Genomic DNA, 25,567 nt, shown 5'->3' with positions numbered 1-25,567 from the left:
GGGGGACCGGGGATTCCGTTGGGTCCAAGGCGTCAAGACCCCGCCCTACCGGGTTCGTGGGGGGAAGGTGGTGGAGACGGGGTGGAGAGGTTGGATGGGGAGGGTCAGGAACTGGATTGAGGTCCGGTTCAGCGTGATGGTGCGGTCTTTGGGCCTTCATCGGATAGAGGCTCGGTCCTACTGGGGCCTGGTAGCCCGAATAAACCTCATTCTGCTGGTTCACAACCTCATTCGGAGTCGGGTCTTGCTCAGGATGGCCGGGGTGGAGCTATGAGGTAGCACACGAAGGCATGTGTCTGTCCGGGTTCAGGGAGTCCACGGGCCTGGTGCGCCGTGTGAGATGGCTACCTTTGTAGCCCTCCCTGAGCGGCTAGGCTAAGGGCATGGCCAACCGCCTAAGGGGTTCTAGAAGCCCTTACCTCCTCCAGCATGCGGAAGACCCCGTGGACTGGTACCCCTTTGGGGAGGAAGCCTTTAGCGCGGCTTTGCAGGAGGATAAACCCATATTCCTCTCCGTGGGGTACAGCGCCTGCCACTGGTGCCACGTGATGCACCGGGAGTCCTTCAAAGACCCCGAGGTGGCGGGGATCCTCAACCGGTACTTCATCCCGGTGAAGGTGGACCGGGAGGAGCGGCCCGATGTGGACGCCGCCTATATGCAAGCCCTCATCAGCCTCACCGGCCAGGGGGGCTGGCCCATGAGCCTCTTCCTCACCCCGGAGGGGAAGCCCTTCTTTGGGGGAACGTATTTCCCCAAGGAAGACCGCAGAAGTCTTCCCTCTTTTAGACGGGTCCTCCTGGCGGTAGCCCAGGCCTGGCGGGAGGAACGGGAGGCCATCACCAGGGAGGCGGAACGCCTTTCCCGAGCCCTTTGGCGAAGCCTTACTCCTGCTCCCGGACCCGTGCCTCAGGATGTGGAAGAGAAAGCTTTGTCGTTTCTTGCCCGCTCCTTTGACCCAGAGTGGGGTGGGTTTCTCCCCGCACCCAAGTTTCCTCAGGGCAACCTACTCCTTTATCTCCTTTCCTTAGCCTGGCGGGGCAAGGAGGAGGCCCGCGGGATCCTCCACAAGACCCTAAGGGCCATGGCCCTGGGTGGGGTCTACGACCAGGTGGGTGGAGGGTTCCACCGTTACGCCGTGGACCGCTTCTGGTACCTCCCCCACTTTGAAAAGATGCTTTACGACAACGCCCTCCTGGCCCGGGTCTACCTGGGGGCTTACCGGGTCTTCGCCGACCCCCTTTTTCTCAGGGTGGCCCGGGAAACCCTGGACTGGCTTCTTTCCATGCAAAGCCCTGGCCAAGGAGGGTTTTACACGGCTTTGGATGCGGAAAGCGAGGGGGAGGAAGGACGTTACTACACCTGGACTCCGGACGAGCTGCGGGCGGCCCTGGGGGAGGATTACCCCCTGGCCCACCGTTATTTTGCCCTGGGGAAAGCCCCGCCCGTGGAGGGAGGTAACTCTCCCAGGTACGTGCTTACTGCCTGGGGTGAGGAAGAGGTAAAGAGGGAGCTGGGGGAGGGCTTTGCAGCCTGGCGGGAAGGCCTCCGGGCTAGGCTTCTTGCCTTAAGGCGACGTCGCACGCCCCCCAACTTGGACGACAAGGTCTTAGCCGACTGGTCTGCCTTGGCGGTGCGGGCCCTGGCCGAGGCGGGCAGGCTTTTAAGGGACGACCGCTACTTGATGGCGGCCCGGCGCGGGGCCCACTTCCTGGTGGAAACCATGGGCAAGGACGGCCTTGTGCGCCACGTGTGGCGGGCCGGGGCCCTGGGGGAAGAGGCTTTCTTGCAAGACCAAAGCTTCACCGCCTTGGCCTTACTGGAGCTTTACACCGCCACCGGCGAGTGGCCCTATCTGGAGAAGGCAAGGTCGTTGGCGGAGGCAGCCTGGGAGGTCTTTCGAGGGGAGGGTTTTGAAGGACCAAGCACCCCTCCGGCCCAGAAGGCCCTTCCCCTTCCCGCCAAGGAGGTGGAGGAAACCACCCTTCCCTCTGACAAAAGCGCCCTGGCCGAGGCCTTCTGGCGCTTGCAGGCGGCCTTTGGCGGGGACTACCGCAGGCGGGCCGAGTTGCTTTTGGAGGAAGGGGCCCTGTGGCTTGAGCGCCATCCCCACGCCCTTCCTGGCTTGCTCCTGGTTCACCGCCTCCTCAAGGAAGGAACGGAGCTTGCCCTCCCCACGCCCTCCCCGATTCTGGAGTCGGTACGGGAGCTTTACCTACCCCTTACCCAGTTGGTGGTGGGGCCAGCGGATGCCCTTCCGGGCCTTCTAGGGCGGGAGCCCGGAAGAGCCTACCTGTGCCGGGAGGGAGCCTGCCGGTTACCGGTTGAAGAGGTGAATAGCCTGGTGGAGGAGGTACGGGCGGTCTACGGTGGGTAGCCCTCCTTGTTTGTCCGATCTTTCACGATTAAACTCCCTTGTGCCTTTCCTCTCCCCAACAACATTGACTTTCCCTCTTAGTTCCCCTACACTGTTACCGAACGGTCGGTAAGGAGGTCCCATGCCCGAAGCCTGGATTGTGGAAGCCCTCAGAACCCCCATCGGCAAGCACGGGGGAGCCCTGGCCAGTGTGCGCCCCGACGATCTCCTGGCCCTCGCCCTCTCCGCCCTCATGGAACGAAGCGGGGTCCCCAAGGAGGAGGTGGAGGACGTCTACGCCGGCTGCGCCAACCAAGCCGGAGAAGACAACCGCAACGTGGCCCGCATGGCCCTCCTCCTGGCGGGTTTCCCCGTGGAAGTGGCGGGGTGCACGGTCAACCGCCTCTGCGGATCTGGTCTGGAGGCAGTGGCCCAGGCGGTGCGGGCCATCTGGGCAGGGGAAGGCCAGGTCTACATCGGGAGCGGGGTGGAGTCCATGTCCCGGGCTCCCTTTGTGGTACCCAAGGCGGAAAGGCCCTTCCCCACCGGCAATCAGGTGATGTACGACACCACCCTGGGCTGGCGCCTGATTAACCCCAAAATGCAGGCCCTTTACGGCACGGAAAGCATGGGGGAAACCGCCGAAAACCTGGCAGAAATGTACCAGATCCCCCGGGAAGAACAGGACCGCTTCGCCCTCCTCTCCCACCAAAAGGCCATCCGCGCCTGGGACGAGGGGCGCTTCGCCAAGGAGGTGGTCCCCGTGCCCGTGAAGCGGGGGAAGGAGGAAGTCCGGGTGGAGGTGGATGAGGGGCCAAGGAGGGATACCTCCCTGGAGAAACTGGCCCAGCTCAGGCCCGTGTTCCGGGAAGGGGGCACGGTGACCGCAGGAAACTCCAGCCCCCTGAACGATGGGGCCGCCGCGGTCCTCCTGGTCTCCGATGCCTACGCCAAGGCCCACGGCCTCAACCCCCTGGCCCGGGTGCGGAGCATCGCCGTGGCCGGGGTTCCCCCCAGGATCATGGGCATCGGGCCAGTGCCTGCCACCAAGAAGGCCTTGGAACGGGCAGGGCTTACCCTGAAGGACATCGGCCTGATTGAACTCAATGAAGCCTTCGCCGCCCAGAGCCTCGCCGTGCTCAGGGAGTGGGGCCTGGACATGGAGGACCCCCGTCTGAATCCCAACGGCGGGGCCATTGCCATCGGCCACCCCCTGGGAGCCTCCGGAGCCCGCATCCTCGCCACCCTGCTCCACGAAATGCAGCGCAGAAAAGTTCAGTTCGGTCTGGCTACCATGTGCATCGGTGTGGGTCAGGGAATCGCTATGGTGGTGGAGGCAGTCTAGGGGATTTCCTCCTCCCACGGGACTTTCTGTGTTATGTGCCTATTGTCACGATGTAATCCGCTTGTGAAGGATAGCTCCACCCCCGGCCACACCTGCCCCAGCAACCACAAATCCTCCGGCGCCACCCGAGCGGGCTTGGCATAACCACCCAGGCTCCCCTTATCCGCCAAGAGGACCAAAGGCCGGCCTGAGGGAGGAACCTGGATGCCCCCGAGGGGCGTGGCCTCGGAAAGCCCCTCCCCTCCGGGAACCTCCGGGCCCGAAAGCTCCAAGCCCATCCGGTCAGCCCGCACCACGCGAAACGGCGCAGACAAGAGAGTGCGGAAGGCCTCCTCCGTAAACTGGGATCCAGGAAGCAGGCGAATGCGGAAAGATTCCGGCAAGGGCCTCTGGCGGAAGGCGAGGCCTGGCCGCACTGCCCTTTCCTCCTTAAGCCCCAGTACATCCCCTGCCCGCAAGGGACGGCCGATCCTCCCCCTTAGGTCCGGGGAAACGGACCCCAGGAAGGATCGGGCCTCGAGGCCCCCGGCCACCGCCAGGTAGATCCTCACCCCCCGGCCCCGGGGCCGGAAGGAGAGGGTTTTACCCCTGGGCCAGAAAAAGCTCTGGCCCGGCGGGATCTCTTCCACCTCCAGGAGGGCGGTAAGCCCATACCCCGCCACCGCCGCCACCAGATCCCTAAGAGCGGTGAGGACCGGGCCCCGGTAGGCCACCTCCAAAAGGGGTGCGCCCGGGGGATTCCCCACCAGGCGGTTGGCCAGGGAGGCGGAGTAGGGATCCAAGGGCCCGGAACGGGCCAAGCCCAGGTGGCCCGCCAGGAACCGTCCCCCATCCACCACCAGATCCATAAGCCCCGGCTCCTCCACCCGCAGGGCGGGAATCCGGGGCTCCTCGGGAAGTAGGGCCAAGGGGCTGGGCTCCGGGGGAGTGGAACCCTCGGCTTCCCGGAAGCGCACCCGGTCCCCAGGCCTGAGGAGAAAGGGTTCCTCCCGATGGGGATCGTAAACGGCCACCAAGGCAGTACCCAGCAGGTGCCAGCCCCCGGGGGAAGGCAGGGGGTAGATGCCCGTTTGCGGCCCGGCCATGGCCAGGCTATGGGCAGGGACTCGAGGCCTTGGATGGGGCCGCCTTGGGAGGCGCAAGGCCTCCGCCACAGGAGCCAGGAAGGGAAAGCCGGGAGTGAAGCCCAGGGCATAGACCCGGTACAGGGGGGCCTGGTGTAGGCGCCTGACGGCCTCCAAAGAAAGCCCGGTGCGGTGGGCCACCTCCGGCAGATCCTCTCCGTCGTAGCGCACGGGGATCTCCACATACTTCCCCTCTTCTTCCGGCGAAAAAGAGGCTAGGCGGCGGAGAAACCTTAGGAGCCGGGCTCTGGAAAGCCTCCTGGAGTCGTACTCCAGGTAGAGGGTGCCGTAAGCAGGAATGGCGTCCCAAAGCCCTTCCGGGGGAGCCTTAAGGAGAGCCCTAGCCAAGGCCTGGGCCCGGCGGTTGGCCTCCTCGGAAAGCCCTTCCCCAAGAACCAGGTAAAAGCCCTCCACCCCTCCACTCTACCTTGACGCTCCCTAGCCTCCAGGTTTAGCGAGGCCCTCATCACCCCTATCTGGGAGGGCCCCGCCAACATCCAGGCCCTGGACATGCTGGAAGCCATGGCCAAGAAGCAGGCCCACGAGCCCCTTTTGGACATGCTCCGCCAACATCCCGAGGCCCTGAAGTATGCGGAAAAGGCGTTGGCCAGGCTTACAGAAGAAGGTACCTGGTATGCCAAGGAAGCGTTGCGGGTCCTGGCGGATGCCGTGGCGGTCTATGCGCTGGAGAAGGTGGCCCAGGATCCCTTCCCCGAGCTTTCCCACCTTTACGCTCGGCGCTTCCTGGAGGGAGAGGCCCTTCCCCTTAGCGCCCAAGCACCTGGGCTTTACGACCCTTGGTGGAGCCTCTCGTAAAGGGAAGCAAGGTCCTCGGGGCGGAAGCGGGCGGTGTAGCCCTTGGGAGGCAGGGGCTCCTCGTAAAAGAAAGCCGGAAGGCGGTCCTCCTCGTGGGTGAAGCCCGCCAGGTGGTTGAAGCGGTGCTCCAGGTGCAAAACCCTTTCTCCAAGCTCCTTCCAAAAAGGAGGGGTGAGGTGGGTGCCCAAGGCAGCGTTTACGCTTTCCACAATGAACTCCACCTGCTTGTTGGTCACGCTTCCCCCGAAGACGCAAAGGCCCAGGGCGTCGTTGGCGGCGGCGTTTACCTGGGCCTGGTAACTGGCCTCGAGGATCTCCTCCACGGGCATGGCCCGGGTTTCCAGCCGGGGGGCGTTCCCCGCGGTGTGGTCCGCTCCCTGGGCGGTGATCATCATGGTGATCCCCGTGGCCTCCACCACCCTGGGATCGTAGGCGCTGATGGCCTGGCGCTTGATGACGGGAACCCGCTTAAGCCCAAGCGCCTCCCCCACCCGGGCCGTGCCTTGGGCCAGGAAGCGGGCCTCCTCACTTGGGGTGTAGAGGGCCTTGAGCCTGGCCTCCATGAAGGCATAGTCCCCGAAGTCCGCCTCTCCCTTTTCCATGAAAAGGGCCAAGGTGGCCCCGGTTTCTATGGTGTCCACCCCCAGGTCGTTGGCCAGGCGATTGAGGCGGGCGAGCTGGTCCGGATCGGTGAGGCCACAGTTGGTGCCCATAAGGCCGATGGTCTCGTACTCCAGGGGGGAGACCACCTCCTCTCCCTTTTCGTCCACGATGACGTTGGAGCACTGGATCACGCATCCAGGCATGCAGGCGTGGGTGTGTTTCCCTCCCCGGGCCTTGTTAAGGGGAGCAATGTACTGGCCGCCCATGCGGAACTCCTCCGGGGAGGCCAGCTGGCCCTGGCGAAAGTTCCTCACGGGAAGCCCCCCGAAGGCATTCTGGAAGTCCGCCATTCCCATGGTGCCGATGGCGTTATAGAACTTCATGACCAAGGGGTCCTGGCGAAGAAGCTCCGCGTACCGGCGGATGAATTCGGTGACCTTGGGCTTATCCCAGACCTCCGCCTTCCCCGGCACCTCCACCACGATGGCCTTGACCCGCTTGCTGCCCATCACCGCCCCCACGCCCCCCCGGGCCGCCAGGCGGGAAGGCCTGCCGTCGATGTCCGAAAAGGCGATGCCGGAAAGAAGGCCCAGATACTCCCCCACCGGCCCCAGAAGGGCGAAGGCGATCTTCCTGCCGTAGGCGGCAAAGAGCTTGGCCGCCGCCTCAAAGTTCCCGAGGCCGAGAAGGTCCTTAGCCGGGTCAAAGAAGACCTGGCCCTCCCGGGTGATGCGGAGGACCACCCAGTCGGAGCTTGCCCCCTCGAGGACCAGGTGGGAAAGCTTCATCTGGCCCAGGGCGTAACCGAAGGTGCCGCCCCCGTTGGCCTCCTTGATCCCCAGAGTGAGGGGGCTTCGCGTGCCCACGCTGGTGCGGTTGGCGTTGGAAAACCCCGTGCCCGCCAGGGCACCCACGGCGAACACCAGGGGGTTCTCCGGGGAAAGGGGATCCATGCGGTAGGCTTCCCGCTCCAGAAGAAGCCGCCCCGTGCGGTAGCGGCCGCCATAGGCCACCTCCTCGGGGGAAACCCCTTCCCACCGAACCTGCTTCCTCCCCAGATCAACCCCCAAGGACCGCCACATGGTTCTGATTCTACCCCTCCCCCCGCCGCACCTCCAGGCTCCGGAGCCGGTTCACCGCCGCTCCCAGCTCCAGAGGACGCACCTCCGCCACCTCAGGGGCCTCTTCCAGGGAAAAAAGATCCTCTATCCCTCCCGGCACCGCCTCCACCAGCTTCCGCAAGGGTGTCTTGCCGTCCGCCTGCCGCCAAAGCCGCTGGAACCATGCCCCCAAAGCCCGCACCTGGGCGTTTTCAAAGAGGTCCAGGGCGGATAGGTCCACCACCTCCTCCCCGTAGACCAGCTCCCTGAGGCCCCGACCCTTTACCCGGGCCTTCCTGCCCCGCCTGGGATCAAAGCTTTCGGGCAAGGGAGCCCGGGAAGCCACGGCAAGGGGATACCGGGACTCGCCAAAAGCCCGCCCCGTGGGGTGGGCTTGGGCGATGGCCTTGGCCTCCAGGGTGGCCTCCCTCGGCCGGTACTCCTCCAGTAGCAAGACCGTGTCCGCCAGGTCCAGGTAGTCCCCCACCCCGCCCACCACCAGGATCAGGCTGATCCCCCTGGCCTTAAAGTCCTGAACCCGGTCCAGAAGAGGGGTGAGGGTTTCCCGCTGCACCAGGGCCTGCATGCGGGCATCCCGCACCAGGAGGTTGGTGGCGGAGGTATCCTCGTCCAGGAGAAGCACCCGGGCACCCAGCTCCAGGGCCTCCAGGATGGCGGCCGCCAGGCTGGTGGACCCCGAGGCATCCTCCGTGGAGAAGAAAGAGGTGTCCTGGCCCAGGGGAAGGTCGTGCACGAAGGGCCTTAGGTCCACGCCCTTCACGCTTCGGCCATCCTCGGACTGGACCCTCTGGGCCAGGGCATGGGCCACCACCCACTCTCGCCCATCCCCGGGAATATGGGGATAGACCCCGTGAATCAAGGCCTCGAGGAGGGTGGTTTTCCCATGGAAGCCTCCGCCGGTGATGAGGGTGACGCCCTGAGGAAGACCCATCCCAACGACCTCGCCCTTGTGGGGTACGCGAAAGGAAACCCGCAAGGAAGGGGGGCTTTGGAAGGGAACCGCCCCCCTTAAGGGCTTCTGGCTTACCCCGCTTTCCCGGGGAAGGATGGCCCCATCCCCGACGAAGGCCACCAGGCCCCTTTGGGGAAGGCTCTCCTGAATGTAGGCGAAGTCCTCCACCTGCTGGACCTGGGACACCAGGGCCCTCCCATCCAGTTCCCACAGAAATCCCCGAAGGTGCTCCCCCAGGGCCCGGAAAAGCCTCTCCGCCTCCTTACCCAAAATCCTTCGGCCCGAGGCAGGAAGCCCCACCCGGAAGCGCAGGTAAAGCGCCTCCTGGCCAAGATGGGCCCCAGCCCGCCGCAACACCTTGGGGCTTTCCACCTCCACAAAGACCCTCCCCGAGTGCCCGCTCCCTCCGTAAAAGGGCAGGTGGCGGAACCGGGCCTTGAGGGCCCTGAGGAGGAAGTCCTCTACCGCCACCTTACCCGTAGGGTGGCGGTAGACCCGAAGTTTCTCCAGGGCCCTAGCCGGATAGCGCACCTCCACAACGCTTGGGGTGGCGAAGGGATCCCCCTGCACGTGGACAAAGCGCAGGTCAAACCCCTCACCCCTCCAGGTTCCCTTTAGATCCTTGTAAAAAGGGTAAGGCCTCCCCTCGAGGGAGGCCAGGAAAGTAAAAAGCTCCTCCAGCCGCCGCACCCTTCCAGGTTAGCCCAAAGCCTCCACCTCCACCTGCCTGAGGGCGCGGGAAAGGCGTTCCACACCTTCCAAGAACTCCTCCTCCTTTATGGTGAGGGGTGGAGCCACCACCAGGATGTTGTGCTTGGCCAGGAGGTAAACCCCCTCCTGCCACAAGGCCTTTTGCAGGGCCTGCATGGCAGGGCTAAAGGGAGCGTGCCAGGGGGAAAGGGGTTCCTTGGTGCCCCGGTCCCGAACCAGCTCCAAGGCGTAAAAGGCCCCAAGCCCCCGGACATCCCCCACCACGGGATGCCGGTCCTTTAGGGCCTTCAGGCTTTCCTGGAAGAAACCCTCCATGGCCAAAACCCGCTCGAAGAGGCCTTCCTCCCGGTAGGCTTCAAGGGAGGCCAGCCCCGCCGCCACCGCCAAGGGATGCCCGGCGTAGGTGTGACCTGTGGGCAAGGGGTTCTCGTCAAAGTAGCGGGCCAGGGTCTCCCGCACGAGCACCCCTCCTAAGGGCACGTAGGCGGAGGTGACCCCCTTGGCGAAGGTGATGAGGTCCGGGACCACGCCAAACCGCAGGGCGGCAAAGGCTGCCCCCAGGCGCCCGAAGCCGGTCATCACCTCGTCAAAGACCAGAAGGATGCCATGCCGGTCGCAAAGAGCCCGTACCCCCTCGAGGTACCCTTCCGGGTAGACGATGACGCCATTGGAGCCCACCACAGGCTCTAAGAAGATGGCCGCCACCCGCTTGGGATCCTCGTGGAGGAGAACCCTCTCCAGGTGGTCCAGAGCCCGGGCGGTTTCCTCCTTGGGGTCTTCCGTGTAAAAGGGGCTCCGGTAGGGATAGGGGGCGAAGAAGTGGACCACCCCGGGGGCATTGCCCGGCTCGGAGGGCCAGCGGCGGTTTTCCCCCGTAAGGCTGGCGGAGGCGTGGGTGGCCCCGTGGAAGGACCGGTAGGCGGCAAGGACCTTGAAGCGGCCGGTGAGGTGGCGCACGAACTTCAGGGCGTCCTCGTTGGCCTCGGTTCCCGAGGGGGTGAAAAAGACCCTGGCTCCTTCGGGCCAGGGGGAGAGGTCAGACAAGGCCTTGGCGAGAAGGGCCCGCTTATCGTGGAAAAGGCTAGGGGCTGCATAGGCCAAGATGGCCGCCTGCTCGGCAATGGCCCGCACCAGCCTAGGGTGGCCATGGCCCAGGTTCAAGGCCACCAGGCCGCTGGAAAGGTCCAGGTAGTGCCGCCCCTCCTCGTCGTACAGCCAGACCCCCTCACCCCGCACCACCAAGGGGGGGTTAAGGGGAGCCTGGGCCACCCAGGGGGTTAGGACGTGCTTCTTGTGGAGGGCTTTTAGGCTCATTTCCCCCTGAGTATACCGTGCCCCTTCATAAGCCCGTGGGCGGCCCAGGGAGGCTTGCGGCTATACCGATAATGGTTTATCATTACCTCATGCCACGGCTAGCCCTGTTGCTCCTCCTCCTTTCCCAAGCCTGGGCCCAGGTGCAGGTGGCGGCCACCACCCCCCTCCTGGCCGACCTGGTGTCCCAGGTGGGGGGGAACCGGGTCAAGGTAGAAAGCGTGGTCCCCCCAGGGGCCGACCCACACACCTTTGAACCCACCCCCAGCACCGCCAAAAACCTGGCCCGAAGCCGCCTTCTCTTCGCCAATGGCCTGGGCTTCGAGCCCTTCTTGCCCAAGCTGCAACGCCTCCTCCCCCAAGGCGCCCGGGTGGTGAAGCTGGCGGAAGGGCAACCCGGCCTCATCTGCCAGGAGGAGCACCAAGAGGAAAACCCGGAAGAACGAGAGCACGCCCACGGCCCCTGCAACCCCCACCTGTGGCTGGACCCCACCTACGCCCTGCGTTATGCCGAGCACATCGCCCAGGAACTCTCCCAGCTGGACCCCAAAGGAAAGGCCATCTACCAGGCCAACCTAAAGCGCTTTAAGGCGGAGGTGGAAAGGCGCGATAAGGCCTTCCAAGCCTGCAACCTAAAGGGCCTCAAGGTGGTCACCCAGCACGATGCCTTCGCCTATTTTGCCCGCCGGTACGGCCTGCGGGTGGTGGGTAGCCTCACCGCCTCGGGGGTGCAGGAGGCGGGAACCCGGACCTTCCTCACGCTCCTGGAGCGAGCGCGCCGGGAGGGGGTAAAGCTGGTCCTGGCCGAACCCCAGTTCCAGGGAACCGCCCTCAAGGCCCTGGCTGAGGCCCTGGGAGCCCGCATCGTCGTCCTCTATACCGACACCCTGGACCGAAGGGTGCCCAGCTACCTGGCCCTTTTGGACCACAACCTCAAAGCCCTATGCCCATAATGGAGGCATGGGGTTTAAAGAAGTCTTCGGCACCCTGCCCGAGGCCAGCGCCCAGGCCCCGGGGCGGGTGAATCTCTTGGGGGAGCACACCGACTATCAGGAGGGTTACGTCCTTCCCACCCCCCTCCCCTACTTCACCCAGGTGGAGGCCGCCAAAGGGGAGGGCCGGGTAGAGGCCTACAGCGAGGCGCTCAGGGAGCTCAGGGCCCGGCCTTTGGAAAGCCCGGCCCAGGGGGACTTTCTGGACTACCTCCTGGGGGTGGTCTGGGCCCTGAGGGAGGCGGGGTACGGGGTTCCCGGGGCTCGCTTTTACGTGCGGAGCAGGGTCCCCATAGGGGCAGGGCTTTCCAGCTCGGCGGCCCTCGAGGTGGCGGCGCTAAAGGCCCTGCGCCTCCTCTACCACCTGCCCCTTTCCGACAAGGAAATCGCCCTTCTGGGCCAGAAGGCGGAGGTGGAGTACGTGGGGGTGCGCTGCGGCATCATGGACCAGATGGCCGCCAGCCTGGGCGAGGTGGGCAAGGCCCTTTTCCTGGACACCCGGACCCTGGAACACGAGAACCTACCCCTTCCTCCAAGGAGCCGGGTGGCCGTCCTAGACCTGGGCTTAAAGCGGCGCCTGGCCAGCGCCGGGTACAACGAAAGGCGCAAGGAAGCGGAGGAGGCAGCCAGGCGGCTTGGGGTGCGAAGCCTTAGGGACATCGGGGACCTTTGCCTGGTGGAGAGCCTTCCCTCCCCCTTGGACAAAAGGGCACGGCACATCGTGGGGGAGAACCTCCGGGTGCTAAGGGGGGTAGAAGCCCTACGAAGAGGGGATGCCCGGGCCTTCGGCGAACTCATGGTGCAAAGCCATCGCTCCCTCTCCCAAGACTATGGGGTAAGCCTCCCGGAACTGGACACCCTGGTGGAAGAAGCCTTGAGGGCCGGAGCCTACGGAGCCAAGCTCACGGGGGCGGGGTTCGGCGGGGCGGTGGTGGCCCTGGTGCCCGAAGACCGCATGGAAGGTTTCCAAAACCACCTCCTCTCCCGTTTTCCCCATCTCCGCCTCCTTTGACCCGCCTAGCCCCCTCGGCCAGGTAAGCTAAGGGCATGGAAAAGCCAAGCCTCCTCCCCCTCCTGGATGCCCGCCTTCCCCTAAGCGAGGAGAAGGGAGTTTCGCCTTCCCTTCGCCCTAGGGTATGGGAACCGGCTCCTCCCTCCCGAACCCATCCTGGAACTTGACCAGTATGAAGCGCTGGGAGGGTTGGTGTTCTTGCGGAGGGTCCTGAAAAACCTCCTGGCCCCGGAGGCCATCCTCGAGGCCGTGGAGGAGGCTGGGCTCCTGGGCCGGGGAGGAGCCGCCTTTCCCGCCCACATCAAAATGCGGGCCGTGGCCCGGGGGGAGTCCCCCAGGTATCTGGTGGTGAACGCCGACGAATCGGAACCGGGCAACTTCAAGCTTCAATACCCCTTCGGGAAGGGCCCGGTTCATTCCCGTGCACTTCACCCCGCCCGCGGAAACCCCCTCCGAGGAATACCCCCTCACCCTCTCCGCGGGCCGGGTGCTTTACCGCTGGCACGGGGGCACCCTAAGCCGCAACAGCCAGCTCAAGGAAGCCTATCCGGAGCTCAAGGTGGAAGTAAACCCCAAGGATGCCCAAAGGCTGGGCATCGGGGACGGGGAGATCATCCAGGTGGTGAGCCGCCGGGGCCGGATCCGGGCCAAGGCTTGGGCCACAGACCGTACCCCAGAGGGGGTGGTCTACGCCCCCTTCCACTTCAGAGAGGCCCCCGCCAACCGCCTCACCACGGACGCCCTGGATCCCTTCAGCCGCATCCCCGAGTACAAGGTGAGCGCGGTGCGGCTAGAGAAGCTGGACTAAACCCCCGGGGGCCCCTGGCGTACGCCAGGGGGGTATTAGACCGTGGGGAAGGCGAAGCTCTCATAGCCCAGCTCGGCCACGGAGAACCAGCGGTACTGTTCGTTGCGGAAGGCCCAGTAAGCGGAATACACCTTGCGGTAGGTGGCGTCCTTGGCCGCCTGTTCCTCGTACAAGGCCCGGGCTTCCTCGAGGGCCTTCTTCATGATCTCCCCAGGCCAGCGGCGCAGGCGCACCCCCGCCTTGAGAAGGCGGTTCAGGGCCGGAGGGTTCTGGGCATCGCACTTGGCCATCATGGTGAGGTTGACCTCCGCCGCCGCCACCTGGAAAGCCTCCTGGAACTCCTTGGGAAGCCTCTGCCACTCTCTTTGGGAAACCAGGAAGGAAAGCTGGGCGCTGGGTTCCCAGAAGGAGGGGTAGTAGTAGAAGCGGGCCACCTTATAAAAGCCCAGCTTCTCGTCGTCGTAGGGGCCGGAGAACTCGGTGGCGTCGATGGTGCCCCGCTCCAGGGCCGGGTAGATATCCCCGGCGGCCAGGGTCTGGGGCACCACCCCAAGCCGCCCCATCACCAGGCCTCCGAGGCCGGGGATCCGCATCCTGAGCCCTTTTAGGTCAGCCAGGGTCCGGATCTCGCGGCGGAACCAGCCGCCCATTTGGGCCCCGGTGTTTCCCCCAGGGAACTGCATCACCCCGAAGTCGGCATAGACCGCGCGCAGGAGGTCCAAACCACCCCCATACCGCATCCAGGCGTTGTGCTGCCGGTAGGTCATGCCAAAGGGCACGCCGCCGTCAAAGGCCAGGGTGGGGTTCTTCCCCACATAGAAGGGGCCATAGGTGTGGCCCGCCTCCACCGCGCCCTGCTGGACTGCATCCAGCACCTGCCCCCCCGGTACGATCTCCCCCGCCTGGTAAACCCGGATCTGGAAGCGGTTGCCGGTGAGTTCCGCCACCCGCTTGGCCAAATCCTCGGCACCGCCATAGAGGGTATCCAGGCTCCGGGGATAGCTGGACACCAGCCGCCAGCGCACCTGCGGAGCGGCCTGGGCAAAGGCCCTGTAGGAAAGGCTTGCCGCCAAACCCACCCCTACCCCTTTGAGAAACTGCCTCCGCCTCATATCTTCCTCCTTTTCGCGTATAAGTATACACCAGCCCGCCCCAGGCTATTCAGGCCGTCCGAAGGCCCATTACCCTTCTTCCCGGGCCAACAGCCGGTCCACCTGGGCCAACAGGGTCTGGGTTTCAAAGGGCTTGCCCAGGAAGGCTTGGGCCCCCGCCTCGAGGGCCTCCCGCCGGCTTTTCTCGGAAACGCTGGCGGAAAGGGCCAGAATGGGCGTGGAAAGGCCCAAGGCCCGCATCCTCTGGATCACCTCGAGGCGGGGGAAGAAGCCAGGGGCAGGCGGATGTGGCTGATGCCCTCCGTCCAGTACACGTCTTTTCCCCGCACCGTGAGGTAGCCCTCCAGGTAATCCTTGCCCTCCTCCCCCTTCACCAGGGCCACGGTCACCCGGAAGAAACCGAAGCGCTCCGAAAGAGCCTGGGCCAGGGTTTCCAGCACGGCAGCGGGCTCCAGGGCCTTGACCACCTCCCGGGCCAAGGCGCTCACGTGGGATAGGGCCTCCGCGTGACGGGAAAGCTCCGCCAAAGCCCGGTTTCGCTCCGACAGGAGCTCTCCGTTTTTCAAAGCCAGGGCCGTGAGCTGGGCCAGAAGGGGCAGAAGAGGCCTCAGGGTCTGGGGAACTCCCTCCAGGCTCAACACCCCCTTGGGCGAAAAGTAAGCGCAGCTAGGACAGACCAGGAAGCGGGTCTCCCGAGTGGCCCGGGGGCGGACCGTGCAGCGGGCCTCGGGATCGGCCCAGCAGTACGAGGCCTCCTCCCCCACCACCGGCAAAAGCCATTCCTCTCCCCGCCGCACGGGACCTTCGGCGAAAAAGGCCTCCTGCACATGCCCTTTTGCGTATAGGGGGAGGGCGATGGCGGAAACCGTGTAGTGGCGGCCCCGGCCCGAGGCCACCTCCCCCACCAGCTCCCGGGTTTCCCGGTGGTAGAGGAAGAGGGCTGCCCGCTCCACTCCTTCGTCCGTGGCCACCTCGAGGAGGTTCCGGAGTATTTGCACAGGCTCCAGGTCTTTCAATAAGGCTCGCTGAAAACGTCCAAGGATCTCCAATTGGCCCGAGGTTCTCATCTGCCTTCAATGGTAGCATTGAGGCGGGGTTGCAAGGGGGTGGGCAAAATCTTAGACTGGGTCAAAGAGTGGGCCCTAGGCCCCACCCCTGGCAGGCCGCCAAGGAGGAGGTTATGCCCATAGACTTCAGCCTCACCGAGGAACAACGGCAGCTCCAGGCCCTGGCCCGGCGCTTCGCCAAGGAGGTCATCCTCCCCGTGGCCCAGGAATACGACGAGAAGGAAGAGGTGCCTTGGCCGGTCATAGAAAAGCTCCACGAGGTGGGCCTCCTGAACGCCATCATCCCCGAGGAGTACGGGGGGATGGGCCTCAAGATGCTGGACGAGGTCATCGTGGGGGAAGAACTGGCCTACGCCTGCATGGGCATCTATACCATCCCCATGGCCAGCGATTTGGGGATCACTCCCGTGCTTCTAGCCGGCAATGAGGAACAAAAGCGCCGCTTCCTCAAGCCCCTTACCGAGAAACCCGCCCTGGCCGCCTTCGCCCTCAGCGAGCCGGGAAACGGCTCGGATGCCGCCGCCCTCAAGACCCGGGCGGTGCGCCAGGGGGATTACTACATCCTTAACGGCACCAAGATGTGGATCTCCAACGGGGGCGAGGCCGAGTGGGTGGTGGTCTTCGCCACCTTGAACCCCGAGCTACGCCACAAGGGGGTGGTGGCCCTGGTGGTGGAAAAGGGCACCCCGGGCTTCAGCGCCGTGAAGATCCACGGGAAGATGGGGCAAAGGGCCTCGGGAACCTACGAGCTGGTGTTTGAGGAGGTCAAGGTACCCGTGCAAAACCGCCTGGGGGAGGAAGGAGAAGGGTTCAAGATCGCCATGAACACCCTCAACAAAACCCGCATCCCCGTGGCGGCGGGAAGCGTGGGGGTGGCGCGAAGGGCCCTGGACGAGGCCAAAAAGTACGCCAAGGAACGGGAAGCCTTCGGCCAGCCCATCGCGAGCTTCCAGGCCATCCAGTTCAAGCTGGCGGACATGATGATCGGCATAGAAACCGCCCGCATGTACACCTACTACGCCGCCTGGCTCGCCGATCAGGGCCTGCCCCATGCCCACGCCAGCGCCATCGCCAAGGCCTATGCCTCGGAAATCGCCTTTGAAGCCGCCAACCAGGCCATCCAGATCCACGGGGGCTACGGGTACGTGCGGGAGTTCCCGGTGGAGAAGCTCTTGAGGGACGTGAAGCTCAACCAGATCTACGAGGGCACCAACGAGATCCAAAGGCTCATCATCGCCAGGCATCTCCTGGCGGAATAGGAGGTAAGGGATGAAGTTCGTGGCGGTCATCAGGCAGGTACCGGACGGGGAAAGCAGGCTGAGGATCCAGGGGGATCGGGTGGATCTTTCCGGGGCCACCCTGATCCTGGACCAGATGGACGAGTACGGGGTGGAGGAAGCCCTTCGCCTAAAGGAGAAGCACGGGGGCGAGGCCATCGTGGTGGGCTTCGGCCCCGAGCGCACCGAGGAAGCCATCCGCACCGCCTTGGCCATGGGGATGGACCGGGGCATCCACGTGGTTTACGAGGGGTATGCCGATCCCGTGACCGTGGCCGAGGCCCTGGCCCCCATCCTGAAGGAGGAATCCCCTACCCTCATCCTCACGGGCGGGCAACAGGCGGACTGGGATAGCCAGGCCCTGGGCGGGGCTCTGGCGGAAGCCCTGGGCGTGCCGGTGGTGGCCTGGACCACGGCCCTCGAGCTGGAAGGGGAAACCGCCAGGGCCAAGCACGACCTGGACGAGGGCGCGGAGTGGGTACGGGTGCGGCTTCCTGCGGTCTTCACCACGCAACAAGGCCTGAACGAACCCCGCTACCCCACCCTGCCCGGCATCATGAAGGCCAAGAAGAAGGAGATCCGCAAGGTGCAGGTGAGCCTGAGCCCCAAGGTGGAACTCCTTTCCGAGGAAATCCAGGAAAAGGCCCGCCTGGGCAAGGTCCTGGACGGCAAGGACCCCGCCCAGGCCGCCGAGGAACTGGTGCGGCTTCTGCACGAGGAAGCCAAGGTGATCTAGGAGGCGGAGATGATCCTGGTGGTTCTGGACCACGACGGCAACAGGCTGAGGAAGGGGAGCCTCGAGGCCCTCACCCGGGCCCGGGCCCTGGCCGAGGCCCTGGGCACCCAGGTGGCTGGGGTCCTTTTGAGCGAGGGGCAGGCACCCGTGGAGGAGGCCCGAGGCCACGTGGCCACCCTGTTCGTGGCCGAGCTCGGCCCCTACACCCCCGAGAAGTGGGCCGCCGGGGTGCTGGCGGCCGCCAAGGACGGGGTCAAGGCCATCGTCGCCCCCTCCTCCCGGCAGAGCCGGACCTACCTGGGGCGGGTGGCCTACGCCCTGAAGGCCGGCCTCCTGGAGGACACCCTGGAGTCCTGGGCCGAGGGGGGGATGGTCTATGCCACCCGCTATGCCTACCTGAACCGGGTGACTCAGAAGGTGCGGGCCGCGCTTCCCGTGGTCCTCACGGTGAAGCCCAACACCACTCCCCTGGCGGAACCCCTGGAACAGGCGGGCCAGGTGGTGGCGCTTCCCATCCCTCCGGTTCCCACCGTGGAGGTGCTGGAGAGGGTGCAGGAGGAGAAAAAGGGCGTCTCCCTCACCGAGGCAAATGTGGTGGTCACGGGAGGCCGGGGCATGGGTGGCCCCGAGGCCTTCAAGCAGGTGGAGGAGCTTGCCGCCCTTCTGGGCGGGGCTGTGGGAGCCACCCGGGCGGTGGTGGATGCCGGCTGGCGTCCCTATAGCGAACAGGTGGGCCAGACGGGGAAGACCGTGCAACCTTCCCTGTACATTGCCCTGGGAGTTTCCGGGGCGGTCCAGCACCTGGCGGGGATGAACAAGAGCAAGTACATCGTGGCGGTAAACAAGGACCCCGAGGCCCCCATCTTCAAGCACGCCGACTACGGCATCGTGGGGGATGTGCACCAGGTGCTTCCCGCCTTGATCCAGGCGGTCAAGAAGCTTAAGGACTAGCTACGGCGGGTAGCAAAGGGCGGGCAGGGAAATCCCTGCCCGCCCGGAGCTTTAGTCCATCCCTACTCCTTCTTGGGCGGAGCTCCTTCGTTCTCCATACGGGAGGCCTCGTGGTTCTCCTGCCCCGATGATCCCTGCCCCTCGGCCCCTTCCTTGCCCCGGTTGCCGCGAAGAAGCTGCAACAGGAAGAAAAGGAGCACCGCCGCCACCACCACGCCCACCGCATAGGGCCAGGCGGGGGCGCTTGGGGCCTTTGGCACCTCGGGGAGGGAAAGAGGTGGGGACGGTACCTTAAAGACTTCCTCCTCCACCTTCCCCACGCGCTCTCCCAGGGCCTTAAGAACCTGCTCCTGAGCCTGAAGGCGGGTTTCCAAGGCGGTGACCTGGCCCTCGAGGGCCCGGAGGCGGGCATAGCCCTGGTAGCCAGCCCATACCACAAGAAGTGCCACCACCAGCAACAGGACCAGGCTTAACCAGCGCTTCATTCCACTCACCTCCTCTGCCGGGCCCCCTTACCGTGAAAGCAAACCCGGCTTCTTAGTATATCATGCGGCCAGTATGGCCGATAACGCCAAGCTTATCCTGGATGAGCTACTGGCTGAGTTGGAGGAAAGGCGGAAAAGAATCCTTCTCGGCGGGGGAGAGGAACGCATCCGCAAGCAGCACCAGCAGGGGAAACTCACCGCCCGGGAGCGAATAGACTACCTTTTGGACCCAGGAAGCTTCGTGGAACTCATGCCCTTCGCCGAGCACCTGGAAACCGGCCTCATGGAGGGGGTTGAGGCTCCGGCGGACGGGGTGGTGACCGGCTACGGCACCATCGGGGGCCGGCTGGTCTTCGTCTTCAGCCAGGACTTCACCGTCCTGGGCGGCTCCTTAGGCAAGATGCATGGGCGCAAGATCGCAAGCCTCATGGACCTGGCGGCCAAGGTGGGGGCTCCCATCATCGGCCTTAACGACTCCGCCGGGGCCCGCATCCAGGAGGGGGTGGATAGCCTCTCCGGGTACGGGGAGGTCTTCTACCGCAACGCCATCTACTCCGGGGTGGTGCCCCAGATCTCCGCCATCCTGGGGCCCTGCGCCGGAGGAGCGGTCTACAGCCCCGCCATGACCGACTTCATCCTCATGAGCCGGGGGACCAGCTACATGTTCATCACCGGCCCCGAGGTGATCAAGAGCGTGACCCGGGAGGAGGTGAGCTTTGAGGAGCTGGGCGGGGCGGACGTGCACATGGAGAAAAGCGGGGTGGCCCACCTCGAGGGCCAAAACGACCAGGAGGTCCTGGACCTCATCAAGAAGCTTCTCACGTACCTGCCCCAAAACAGCCGGGAAAAGCCCCCGGTGGTGGAACCCAAGGACGATCCCCTCCGCCCCACCCCGGAGATCCTGGACATCGTCCATCCCGATGCCAAAAGGCCTTACAACATGCACCAGGTGATCAGGACCCTCCTGGACGACGGGGAATTTTTGGAAATCCAGCCCGGCTTCGCCAGGAACATCATCGTGGGCTTGGGCCGGCTGGGCGGTTACCCCGTGGGGGTGGTGGCCAACAACCCCCGCTTCATGGCCGGGGCCTTGGACATCAATGCTTCCGACAAGGCCGCCCGTTTCATCCGCACCATGGATGCCTTCAACATCCCCATCCTCACCCTGGTGGATGTCACCGGGTTCCTGCCCGGGGTGGCCCAGGAGCATGGGGGCATCATCCGCCACGGGGCCAAGATGCTTTTCGCCTACGCCGAGGCCACGGTGCCCAAGATCACCCTCATCGCCCGCAAGGCCTACGGCGGGGCCTACCTGGCCATGAACTCCAAGGACATGGGGGCGGACGTGGTCCTGGCCTGGCCCACGGCGGCGGTGGCGGTGATGGGGGCCGAGGGGGCCGCCAACATCATCTACCGGCGGGAAATCCAGTCCTCCCCCAACCCCGAGGAAACCCGCCGCCGCAAGATCGAGGAGTACCGCCGGGCCTTTGACAACCCCTGGGTGGCCGCCGGCCGAGGTTACATTGACGATGTCATAGACCCCACCCACACCCGCCGCATCCTCTACCAGCACCTGAGGATGCTCTGGGACAAGAAAGAGGAACGCCCCTTCAAGAAGCACGACAACATACCCCTTTAGGGTGCATGGCCTAAAATGGGACTAGACCATGGTCTGGGTCTGGCTTGACCCGCCCAATAACCCCCGCCCTAGGGCGGGGGTTATGCTTATAAGCCGATGGATCTTTTCTCGTGGGATGCCTTTAAACAGGAACTCACCGCCTGCACCCGCTGCCCACGGCTGGTGGCCCACCGGGAAGAGGTGGGGCGGAAAAAGCGCCGCGCCTTTCAGGATTGGACCTACTGGGCCAGGCCCGTCCCCGGTTTCGGGGACCCCCAGGCACGCCTGGTTCTCTTCGGCCTGGCCCCCGGGGCCCATGGTTCCAACCGCACGGGCCGGCCCTTCACCGGGGATGCCTCCGGAGCCTTCCTCTACCCCCTCCTCTACCAGGCGGGCCTCTCCAGCAATCCGGAAAGCGAGCCCCACGACGACCTAAGGCTCTACGGAACCTACCTCACCGCCGCCGTGCGGTGCGCTCCCCCGGAGAACAAGCCCACCCGGGAAGAACTCCTGGCCTGTAGCGCCTGGACCCGGGTGGAGCTTGGGCTCCTTCGGGAGGCCAGGGTCTACCTGGCCTTGGGCCGCATCGCCCTCGAGGCCCTTCTGGACCACTTCGGCATGAAGAAGTCCGCCCATCCCTTTTTCCACGGGGCCCACTACCTCCTGCCGGATGGCCGCCACCTCCTGGCCAGCTACCACGTTTCCCGACAGAACACCCAGACGGGCAGGCTCACCCGGGAGATGTTCCTGGAAATCCTGCTAAAGGCTAAAGGCCTCGCCGGCCTTTAAGCCAGGCGGTAAGCTGCGGGTAGGAGAGCACGTTGAGCACGCGCTCGGGCCCTATCCAGGCCCTCTGCGCTGTGCCCACCGCAAGCTCCATGAAGCGCAGGTGCTCCACCTGGTGGGCATCGGTGGAAAGGCTGATCCATAGGCCCATCCCGTAGGCCATGCGGGCCAGATCATCCGGGAGGTCCATGCGGTCGTAATACCCATCGATCTCCACCGCCACGCCCCGTTCCATGGCCTTTTTAAACACCGCCTCCCAATCCACCTCAACGGGCGCCCGCCTCCCGATGAGCCGGGCCGTGGGGTGGGCCAGCACGTGCACGAAGGGGTTTTCCAGGGCGCGCAGGATCCTTTTGGTCTGCTCGGCCTTGGAAAGCTTAAAGCTTGAGTGGATGGAGATGAGCACCAGGTCCAGCTCCCGCAAAACCCAGTCCGGGTAGTCCAGGGAGCCATCGGGCCGGATGTCCACCTCGGCCCCCGCCAGCAGGTAGGGAGGACCATGGGTTTCGTTGAAGCGGCGGATGGCCTCTATCCGCTTCAGAGCCTCCTCTGGGGAAGGGCCTCCCGCCACCCGCACCGCCGGGGAGTGGTCGGTGACCCCCAGGTACTCATAACCGAGGGACTTGGCCGCCTGCCAGAGCTCCTCGAGGCTATTCTGCCCGTCGGAGTACGTGGAGTGGACCTGCAAGTCTCCCCTCACCTGGGAAAGCTCGAGAAGCCTGGGAAGCCTTCCCTCCAAGGCTGCCTCGATCTCCCCGTGATCCTCCCGCAAGGCAGGGGGAATGAAGGGTAGCCCCAGGGCCTCGTACACCCCTTCCTCCGTCTCCCCTGCCAGGCGCTGTCCGCCCCTAAAAACCCCGTACTCAGAAAGCTTCAAACCCTTTTCCTGGGCCAGGCTCCGAAGCCGGATGGAGTGCTCCTTGCTCCCCGTGAGGTACTGGAGCCCGGAGCCCCAACTCTCGGGCGGCACCACCCTCAGGTCCACCTGGAGGCCGTTTTTCAAAAACACCGTGGCCCGCTCCTTCCCCTTGGCGTACACCTCCTTCACCTGGGGAAGCTTCACGAACGCTCTCACCACCTCCTCGCTTCTTTCGCTGGCCACCAGGTAGTCCAGGTCCCCCACCGTGTCCTTGTACCGCCGGGCGGACCCGCAAAGCTCCGCCCTCTCCACCCCGGGCAGCTCCCGGATGGCAGCGAGGAGGTTCCTCGCCAAGGAAAGCACCGCCCCCAAGGGCCTTCGCTTGCCCGCCACCTGCACCAGGGCCAAGCCCTCCCGGATGCGCTCCGCCTTCTTCTGGCCAAAGCCCTTCAGGCGAAGGAGATCGCCCCTATCCAGGGCTTCCCTTAGTTTTTCCAGGGAGTCGATGCCTAGCTCGTCGTAGAGCTGCCGGGCGGTCTTGGGCCCCACCCCGGGCACCTCCATCACCGCCAAGACGCCCCTGGGCACGCGGGAAGCAAGCTCCCCGTGTTTTTTCACCTTCCCCGTGGCCAGAAACTCCAGGATCTTCTCCGCAAGGTCGGGGCCGATTCCAGGAAGTTCCAAAAGGGCCTCCTTCCCTCCCTTGGCCACCTCCTCAATGGGGGTATCCAGGTCGTACAGGGTGCGAGCCGCCTGGTAGTAGGCCCGGACCCTAAAGGGGTTGTCCCCCAAAAACTCGCTCATGAGCCCGATCTCCTCAAAGAGGCGGGCCAGCTCCTGGTTCCTCATGCCCTCACTATACGGGTATACTGGGCCTGCCCATGCCCCCACCGGACCGGTTCCGCAAGGCGGTGTTGGAGATGCTAAAACAGGAGGGCCGGCCCCTTCACTATACCGAGGTGGGCCGCCGCCTGAAGGAAGCAGGGCTCTGGGCCGAGGTGAAGGAGCCGGAAAAGATCGCCAAGATCCGGCTTTCCGCCTTGGCCCGCTGGTCCAGAAGCCCGGTGGTGGCCCTGGGAAAGGGGTTTTACGCCCTCAGGGAAGAAGGCGATGCGAGCCCAGAACCTTGAGGTAGTTGGCCCTTTCCAGGGCAGCGGGTTCCGCCACCTTAAGGTAGCTCATCACCCCCCGCATCTCCTCCACGCTTGCGTACTCCCTTTCCTCCATAAAGGCCTTGAGCTCCTCCAGCACGGTGCGGAAGTGCCCGGGCCCCTTTTCCAGGACGGCCGAGGTCATCATCACCACCTGGGGCAGGCGCAGGTAGTAGGGGTTGATGGCCTCCCGGTTTTGGAAGTAATGGTCGGGGTTTTGCGCGGTACCGCGGATCACCGGGGCCTCGGGGGTCAGGGCACGCCGCCGATAGGCCTCGAGGGCCCCGAAGGGAAAGAGGGCCTTAAGCTCCCGGTCGGAAAGGGGCACGATCTTCTGCACCTCGTGGGAGGTGCGGAAGCCATCCATGGCGTGGAGCACGGGGAGGCTGGCCATTAAGGCCACTATATGGGCCATGGCCGCCATATCCTGGGCCGCCTGGACGGAGTCTGACACCAGTATGGCCCAGCCGGTGGGCCTTACCGCATAGAGGTCCTGGTGGTCCCCGAAGATGGACAGGGCATGGGTGGCCAAAGCCCGGGCCGCCACATGGATGACCCCGGGCAGGGCTTGGCCGGCGATCTTGTACATGTCGGGGATCATGAGAAGAAGCCCCTGGCTGGCGGTGAAGGTGGTGGCGAGGACGCCTTCCTGCAAGGCCCCGTGCAGGGCCCCCGCCGCCCCGCCCTCGGACTGCATCTCCACCACCTTGGGTACAAGCCCCAATAGGTTGGGCTCCCCCTTGGCCGCCCACTCGTCGGAAAGCTCGGCCATGGGGCTTGAGGGCGTGATGGGGTAAATGGCCACCACCTCGCTCAGGCGGTAGGCCACCCGAGCCACCGCCTCGTTGCCGTCCACGGTGATGGGGCGCATAGGATTCACCTCTCCTCCACCATAGTGGGCCCGGTGGGTGAGAAATGTCCCCCCTTGGCGGTGCGGGGTGTAGGCTAAGGGCATGGCAGCGTGGCGCTACCCCTTGGCCTTGCTCCTGGTGGGGATAGCTTTCGCCTGGGAGGCTTACCGGCCACTTTTCCTTCTGCTGGCCGCCCTCGTCCTCCTCTTGGGCCGGCCCAAAACCTGCCCCCGGCCTTGACGAAAGTCCTTCCAGAGGGAAGACTTGAGGGCGTGGGCACGCTTCAGGAGAATCTAGAAAAGCTGGCCGCACTGGCCATCCGGGTGGGGCTCAACCTGCAACCGGGGCAGGAAATCATCGCCACCGCCCCCATCGAGGCCGTGGACTTCGTCCGCCTCCTGGCGGAAAAAGCCTACGGGCAGGGGGCAAGCCTCTTTACCGTGATCTACGGGGATAACCAGCTTTCCCGTAAGCGCCTCTCCCTGGCCCCAGAGGAGGGGCTGGACAGGGCTCCCGCTTGGCTTTACGAGGGCATGGCCAAGGCTTTTCGCGAAGGCGCTGCCCGGCTTGCGGTTTCCGGGAATGACCCCAAGGCCTTAGAAGGCCTTCCCCCGGAGCGCATCGGACGGGCCCAGCAGGCCCAGAGCCGAGCCTACAAGCCAGCCCTCGAGGCCATCACCGAGTTCGTCACCAACTGGACCATCGTCCCCTTCGCCCACCCCGGCTGGGCCAAGGCGGTCTTCCCCGGGCTTCCGGTGGAAGAGGCGGTGGACCGGCTTTGGCAAGCCATCTTCCAGGCTACCCGGGTGGATACCCCGGATCCCGTGGCCGCCTGGGAGGCCCATAACCGCAGCCTGCACCAGAAGGTGGCCTACCTCAACGAAAGGCGCTTTTCCGCCCTTCACTTCCAAGGCCCAGGGACCGACCTGGTGGTGGGCCTGGCGGAAGGCCACCTCTGGCAAGGAGGGGCCACGCCCACCAAGAAGGGACTGCTTTGCAACCCCAACCTGCCCACGGAGGAGGTCTTCACCGCCCCCCATCGGGAACGGGTGGAAGGGGTGGTTAGGGCAAGCCGCCCCCTGGCCCTTGCGGGCCAGCTGGTGGAGGGCATCTGGGCCCGGTTTGAGAAGGGGTATGCGGTGGAGGTGGGGGCAAAGAAGGGGGAGGAAGTCCTCCTTAAGGTCCTCTCCACCGACGAGGGAGCCCGCAGGCTGGGAGAGGTGGCCCTGGTACCCGCCGACAACCCCATCGCCCGAACGGGTTTGGTCTTCTACGACACCCTTTTTGACGAAAACGCCGCCAGCCACATCGCCTTTGGCCAGGCCTATGCGGAGAACCTGGAGGGCCGCCCTACGGGGGAGGAGTTCCGGAAGCGCGGGGCCAACGAAAGCCTGGTGCACATCGACTGGATGATCGGCTCTATGGAGATGCAGGTGGATGGGATTTTGCAGGATGGTACCCGCGTGCCCCTCATGCGCGAGGGGCTTTGGGTGATCTGAAAGCTGGGAGTTTCCTAGAGGATCCC

General features: G+C 65.1%; 23 protein-coding genes and 2 pseudogenes. 15 read left to right on the top strand and 10 right to left on the bottom strand.

What is annotated here, in order from left to right; all coding sequences use genetic code 11:
- From F604_RS0102110 to F604_RS0102100, 3 genes and pseudogenes are all read left to right on the top strand, one after another.
- Positions 1–274 (top strand): annotated as a pseudogene (locus tag F604_RS0102110) (transposase); the annotation flags it as partial.
- A 109-nt stretch (positions 275–383) separates the two neighbouring features.
- Complete coding sequence (locus tag F604_RS0102105) at positions 384–2,375, top strand: thioredoxin domain-containing protein (RefSeq protein ID WP_019550227.1); 1,992 nt, start codon at positions 384–386, stop codon at positions 2,373–2,375.
- A gap of 121 nt (positions 2,376–2,496) precedes the next feature.
- Positions 2,497–3,699, top strand: a complete 1,203-nt coding sequence (locus F604_RS0102100) for a thiolase family protein (RefSeq protein WP_019550226.1) — start codon at positions 2,497–2,499, stop codon at positions 3,697–3,699.
- Here F604_RS0102100 and pxpB read toward each other — a convergent pair.
- A complete protein-coding gene (gene pxpB / locus F604_RS0102095; RefSeq protein WP_019550225.1) occupies positions 3,696–5,237 on the bottom strand; it encodes a 5-oxoprolinase subunit PxpB in 1,542 nt (513 codons plus the stop codon). The two genes, F604_RS0102100 and pxpB, sit on opposite strands and share 4 nt — an antisense overlap.
- Before the next feature lie 108 nt (positions 5,238–5,345).
- Here pxpB and F604_RS0102090 point away from each other — a divergent pair, with 108 nt between their 5' ends.
- Positions 5,346–5,639: a hypothetical protein gene (locus tag F604_RS0102090; RefSeq protein ID WP_338065565.1), complete on the top strand. Its 294-nt coding sequence runs from the start codon at positions 5,346–5,348 to the stop codon at positions 5,637–5,639.
- Here the strand turns inward: F604_RS0102090 and F604_RS0102085 are convergent.
- Genes F604_RS0102085 through F604_RS0102075 form a run of 3 tightly spaced genes read right to left on the bottom strand, consistent with a single transcriptional unit; the run spans position 5,612 to position 10,340 of the window.
- Positions 5,612–7,324, bottom strand: a complete 1,713-nt coding sequence (locus F604_RS0102085; RefSeq protein WP_019550223.1) for an aldehyde ferredoxin oxidoreductase C-terminal domain-containing protein — start codon at positions 7,322–7,324, stop codon at positions 5,612–5,614. The genes F604_RS0102090 and F604_RS0102085 overlap by 28 nt on opposite strands.
- Before the next feature lie 10 nt (positions 7,325–7,334).
- Positions 7,335–9,005 carry an ABC-ATPase domain-containing protein gene (locus tag F604_RS0102080; protein ID WP_019550222.1) on the bottom strand — a complete coding sequence of 557 codons (1,671 nt, stop codon included), beginning with the start codon at positions 9,003–9,005 and terminating at the stop codon, positions 7,335–7,337.
- A gap of 9 nt (positions 9,006–9,014) precedes the next feature.
- On the bottom strand, positions 9,015–10,340 hold the full coding sequence (locus F604_RS0102075) for an aminotransferase class III-fold pyridoxal phosphate-dependent enzyme (RefSeq protein ID WP_019550221.1): 1,326 nt from the start codon (positions 10,338–10,340) through the stop codon (positions 9,015–9,017).
- 89 nt (positions 10,341–10,429) lie between these two features.
- Here F604_RS0102075 and F604_RS0102070 point away from each other — a divergent pair, with 89 nt between their 5' ends.
- The 3 genes from F604_RS0102070 (at position 10,430) to F604_RS12485 (ending at position 13,149) form a co-directional block, all read left to right on the top strand.
- On the top strand, positions 10,430–11,290 hold the full coding sequence (locus F604_RS0102070) for a metal ABC transporter substrate-binding protein (RefSeq protein WP_019550220.1): 861 nt from the start codon (positions 10,430–10,432) through the stop codon (positions 11,288–11,290).
- Positions 11,291–11,297: 7 nt separating this feature from the next.
- The gene (galK, locus tag F604_RS0102065) at positions 11,298–12,341 is read left to right on the top strand and encodes a galactokinase (protein ID WP_019550219.1); all 1,044 of its coding nucleotides are present in this window, start codon (positions 11,298–11,300) and stop codon (positions 12,339–12,341) included.
- 421 nt (positions 12,342–12,762) lie between these two features.
- A complete protein-coding gene (locus F604_RS12485; protein WP_019550217.1) occupies positions 12,763–13,149 on the top strand; it encodes a molybdopterin dinucleotide binding domain-containing protein in 387 nt (128 codons plus the stop codon).
- Between the two features lie 35 nt (positions 13,150–13,184).
- Here the strand turns inward: F604_RS12485 and F604_RS0102050 are convergent, their stop codons facing one another.
- The 3 genes and pseudogenes from F604_RS0102050 to F604_RS0102040 all read right to left on the bottom strand — a co-directional run.
- Complete coding sequence (locus tag F604_RS0102050) at positions 13,185–14,261, bottom strand: TRAP transporter substrate-binding protein (RefSeq protein WP_019550216.1); 1,077 nt, start codon at positions 14,259–14,261, stop codon at positions 13,185–13,187.
- Positions 14,262–14,330: 69 nt separating this feature from the next.
- On the bottom strand, positions 14,331–14,501 hold the full coding sequence (locus F604_RS0102045) for a response regulator (RefSeq protein WP_015717193.1): 171 nt from the start codon (positions 14,499–14,501) through the stop codon (positions 14,331–14,333).
- 20 nt (positions 14,502–14,521) lie between these two features.
- A pseudogene (locus F604_RS0102040) lies at positions 14,522–15,328 on the bottom strand (PAS domain-containing sensor histidine kinase); the annotation flags it as partial.
- A gap of 113 nt (positions 15,329–15,441) precedes the next feature.
- Between F604_RS0102040 and F604_RS0102035 the strand changes: the two are divergent.
- The 3 genes from F604_RS0102035 to F604_RS0102025 are packed head-to-tail and all read left to right on the top strand — an operon-like array spanning position 15,442 to position 18,292.
- Entirely contained in the window at positions 15,442–16,587 is a 1,146-nt protein-coding gene (locus F604_RS0102035) for an acyl-CoA dehydrogenase family protein (protein ID WP_026328918.1), read from the top strand.
- Between the two features lie 10 nt (positions 16,588–16,597).
- Positions 16,598–17,341, top strand: a complete 744-nt coding sequence (locus tag F604_RS0102030) for an electron transfer flavoprotein subunit beta/FixA family protein (RefSeq protein ID WP_019550214.1) — start codon at positions 16,598–16,600, stop codon at positions 17,339–17,341.
- A gap of 9 nt (positions 17,342–17,350) precedes the next feature.
- Positions 17,351–18,292, top strand: coding sequence for an electron transfer flavoprotein subunit alpha/FixB family protein (locus F604_RS0102025; RefSeq protein ID WP_019550213.1), 942 nt, complete (start codon positions 17,351–17,353; stop codon positions 18,290–18,292).
- A gap of 62 nt (positions 18,293–18,354) precedes the next feature.
- On the opposite strand, the gene F604_RS0102020 is transcribed toward F604_RS0102025, so the two are convergent.
- The gene (locus tag F604_RS0102020; protein ID WP_019550212.1) at positions 18,355–18,777 is read right to left on the bottom strand and encodes a hypothetical protein; all 423 of its coding nucleotides are present in this window, start codon (positions 18,775–18,777) and stop codon (positions 18,355–18,357) included.
- 73 nt (positions 18,778–18,850) lie between these two features.
- Here F604_RS0102020 and F604_RS0102015 point away from each other — a divergent pair, with 73 nt between their 5' ends.
- Together F604_RS0102015 and F604_RS0102010 are read left to right on the top strand one after the other, a co-directional pair.
- A complete protein-coding gene (locus F604_RS0102015) occupies positions 18,851–20,416 on the top strand; it encodes an acyl-CoA carboxylase subunit beta (RefSeq protein WP_015717199.1) in 1,566 nt (521 codons plus the stop codon).
- 96 nt (positions 20,417–20,512) lie between these two features.
- A complete protein-coding gene (locus F604_RS0102010) occupies positions 20,513–21,184 on the top strand; it encodes a type-5 uracil-DNA glycosylase (protein ID WP_015717200.1) in 672 nt (223 codons plus the stop codon).
- Here F604_RS0102010 and polX read toward each other — a convergent pair.
- On the bottom strand, positions 21,162–22,889 hold the full coding sequence (gene polX, locus F604_RS0102005) for a DNA polymerase/3'-5' exonuclease PolX (protein WP_019550211.1): 1,728 nt from the start codon (positions 22,887–22,889) through the stop codon (positions 21,162–21,164). The two genes, F604_RS0102010 and polX, sit on opposite strands and share 23 nt — an antisense overlap.
- A gap of 32 nt (positions 22,890–22,921) precedes the next feature.
- Between polX and F604_RS0102000 the strand changes: the two genes are divergently transcribed.
- Positions 22,922–23,170, top strand: a complete 249-nt coding sequence (locus tag F604_RS0102000; RefSeq protein WP_019550210.1) for a hypothetical protein — start codon at positions 22,922–22,924, stop codon at positions 23,168–23,170.
- On the opposite strand, the gene F604_RS0101995 is transcribed toward F604_RS0102000, so the two are convergent.
- Complete coding sequence (locus F604_RS0101995) at positions 23,136–24,062, bottom strand: pyruvate:ferredoxin (flavodoxin) oxidoreductase (protein WP_019550209.1); 927 nt, start codon at positions 24,060–24,062, stop codon at positions 23,136–23,138. The two genes, F604_RS0102000 and F604_RS0101995, sit on opposite strands and share 35 nt — an antisense overlap.
- 82 nt (positions 24,063–24,144) lie before the next feature.
- On the opposite strand from F604_RS0101995, the gene F604_RS13005 reads away from it, so the two are divergent.
- Both F604_RS13005 and F604_RS0101985 read left to right on the top strand, forming a co-directional pair.
- Positions 24,145–24,282, top strand: a complete 138-nt coding sequence (locus F604_RS13005; protein ID WP_019550208.1) for a hypothetical protein — start codon at positions 24,145–24,147, stop codon at positions 24,280–24,282.
- Between the two features lie 32 nt (positions 24,283–24,314).
- Positions 24,315–25,541 carry an aminopeptidase gene (locus F604_RS0101985; RefSeq protein ID WP_026328917.1) on the top strand — a complete coding sequence of 409 codons (1,227 nt, stop codon included), beginning with the start codon at positions 24,315–24,317 and terminating at the stop codon, positions 25,539–25,541.
- Positions 25,542–25,567: the final 26 nt, after the last annotated feature.

This window comes from Thermus scotoductus DSM 8553, assembly GCF_000381045.1.
Taxonomy (GTDB): domain Bacteria; phylum Deinococcota; class Deinococci; order Deinococcales; family Thermaceae; genus Thermus; species Thermus scotoductus.
This window is presented reverse-complemented; position numbering and strand designations above follow the sequence as displayed.

What these genes read in the sequence shown, in the direction of transcription:
- F604_RS0102105 (WP_019550227.1), top strand. Translation starts at nt 384, where the DNA reads ATGGCCAACCGCCTAAGGGGTTCTAGAAGCCCTTACCTCCTCCAGCAT.
- F604_RS0102100 (WP_019550226.1), top strand. Translation starts at nt 2,497, where the DNA reads ATGCCCGAAGCCTGGATTGTGGAAGCCCTCAGAACCCCCATCGGCAAG.
- F604_RS0102090 (WP_338065565.1), top strand. Translation starts at nt 5,346, where the DNA reads ATGGCCAAGAAGCAGGCCCACGAGCCCCTTTTGGACATGCTCCGCCAA.
- F604_RS0102085 (WP_019550223.1), bottom strand. Translation starts at nt 7,324, where the DNA reads ATGTGGCGGTCCTTGGGGGTTGATCTGGGGAGGAAGCAGGTTCGGTGG.
- F604_RS0102075 (WP_019550221.1), bottom strand. Translation starts at nt 10,340, where the DNA reads ATGAGCCTAAAAGCCCTCCACAAGAAGCACGTCCTAACCCCCTGGGTG.
- F604_RS0102070 (WP_019550220.1), top strand. Translation starts at nt 10,430, where the DNA reads ATGCCACGGCTAGCCCTGTTGCTCCTCCTCCTTTCCCAAGCCTGGGCC.
- galK (WP_019550219.1), top strand. Translation starts at nt 11,298, where the DNA reads ATGGGGTTTAAAGAAGTCTTCGGCACCCTGCCCGAGGCCAGCGCCCAG.
- F604_RS0102050 (WP_019550216.1), bottom strand. Translation starts at nt 14,261, where the DNA reads ATGAGGCGGAGGCAGTTTCTCAAAGGGGTAGGGGTGGGTTTGGCGGCA.
- F604_RS0102045 (WP_015717193.1), bottom strand. Translation starts at nt 14,501, where the DNA reads ATGCGGGCCTTGGGCCTTTCCACGCCCATTCTGGCCCTTTCCGCCAGC.
- F604_RS0102035 (WP_026328918.1), top strand. Translation starts at nt 15,442, where the DNA reads ATGCCCATAGACTTCAGCCTCACCGAGGAACAACGGCAGCTCCAGGCC.
- F604_RS0102030 (WP_019550214.1), top strand. Translation starts at nt 16,598, where the DNA reads ATGAAGTTCGTGGCGGTCATCAGGCAGGTACCGGACGGGGAAAGCAGG.
- F604_RS0102025 (WP_019550213.1), top strand. Translation starts at nt 17,351, where the DNA reads ATGATCCTGGTGGTTCTGGACCACGACGGCAACAGGCTGAGGAAGGGG.
- F604_RS0102020 (WP_019550212.1), bottom strand. Translation starts at nt 18,777, where the DNA reads ATGAAGCGCTGGTTAAGCCTGGTCCTGTTGCTGGTGGTGGCACTTCTT.
- F604_RS0102015 (WP_015717199.1), top strand. Translation starts at nt 18,851, where the DNA reads ATGGCCGATAACGCCAAGCTTATCCTGGATGAGCTACTGGCTGAGTTG.
- F604_RS0102010 (WP_015717200.1), top strand. Translation starts at nt 20,513, where the DNA reads ATGGATCTTTTCTCGTGGGATGCCTTTAAACAGGAACTCACCGCCTGC.
- polX (WP_019550211.1), bottom strand. Translation starts at nt 22,889, where the DNA reads ATGAGGAACCAGGAGCTGGCCCGCCTCTTTGAGGAGATCGGGCTCATG.
- F604_RS0102000 (WP_019550210.1), top strand. Translation starts at nt 22,922, where the DNA reads ATGCCCCCACCGGACCGGTTCCGCAAGGCGGTGTTGGAGATGCTAAAA.
- F604_RS0101995 (WP_019550209.1), bottom strand. Translation starts at nt 24,062, where the DNA reads ATGCGCCCCATCACCGTGGACGGCAACGAGGCGGTGGCTCGGGTGGCC.
- F604_RS13005 (WP_019550208.1), top strand. Translation starts at nt 24,145, where the DNA reads ATGGCAGCGTGGCGCTACCCCTTGGCCTTGCTCCTGGTGGGGATAGCT.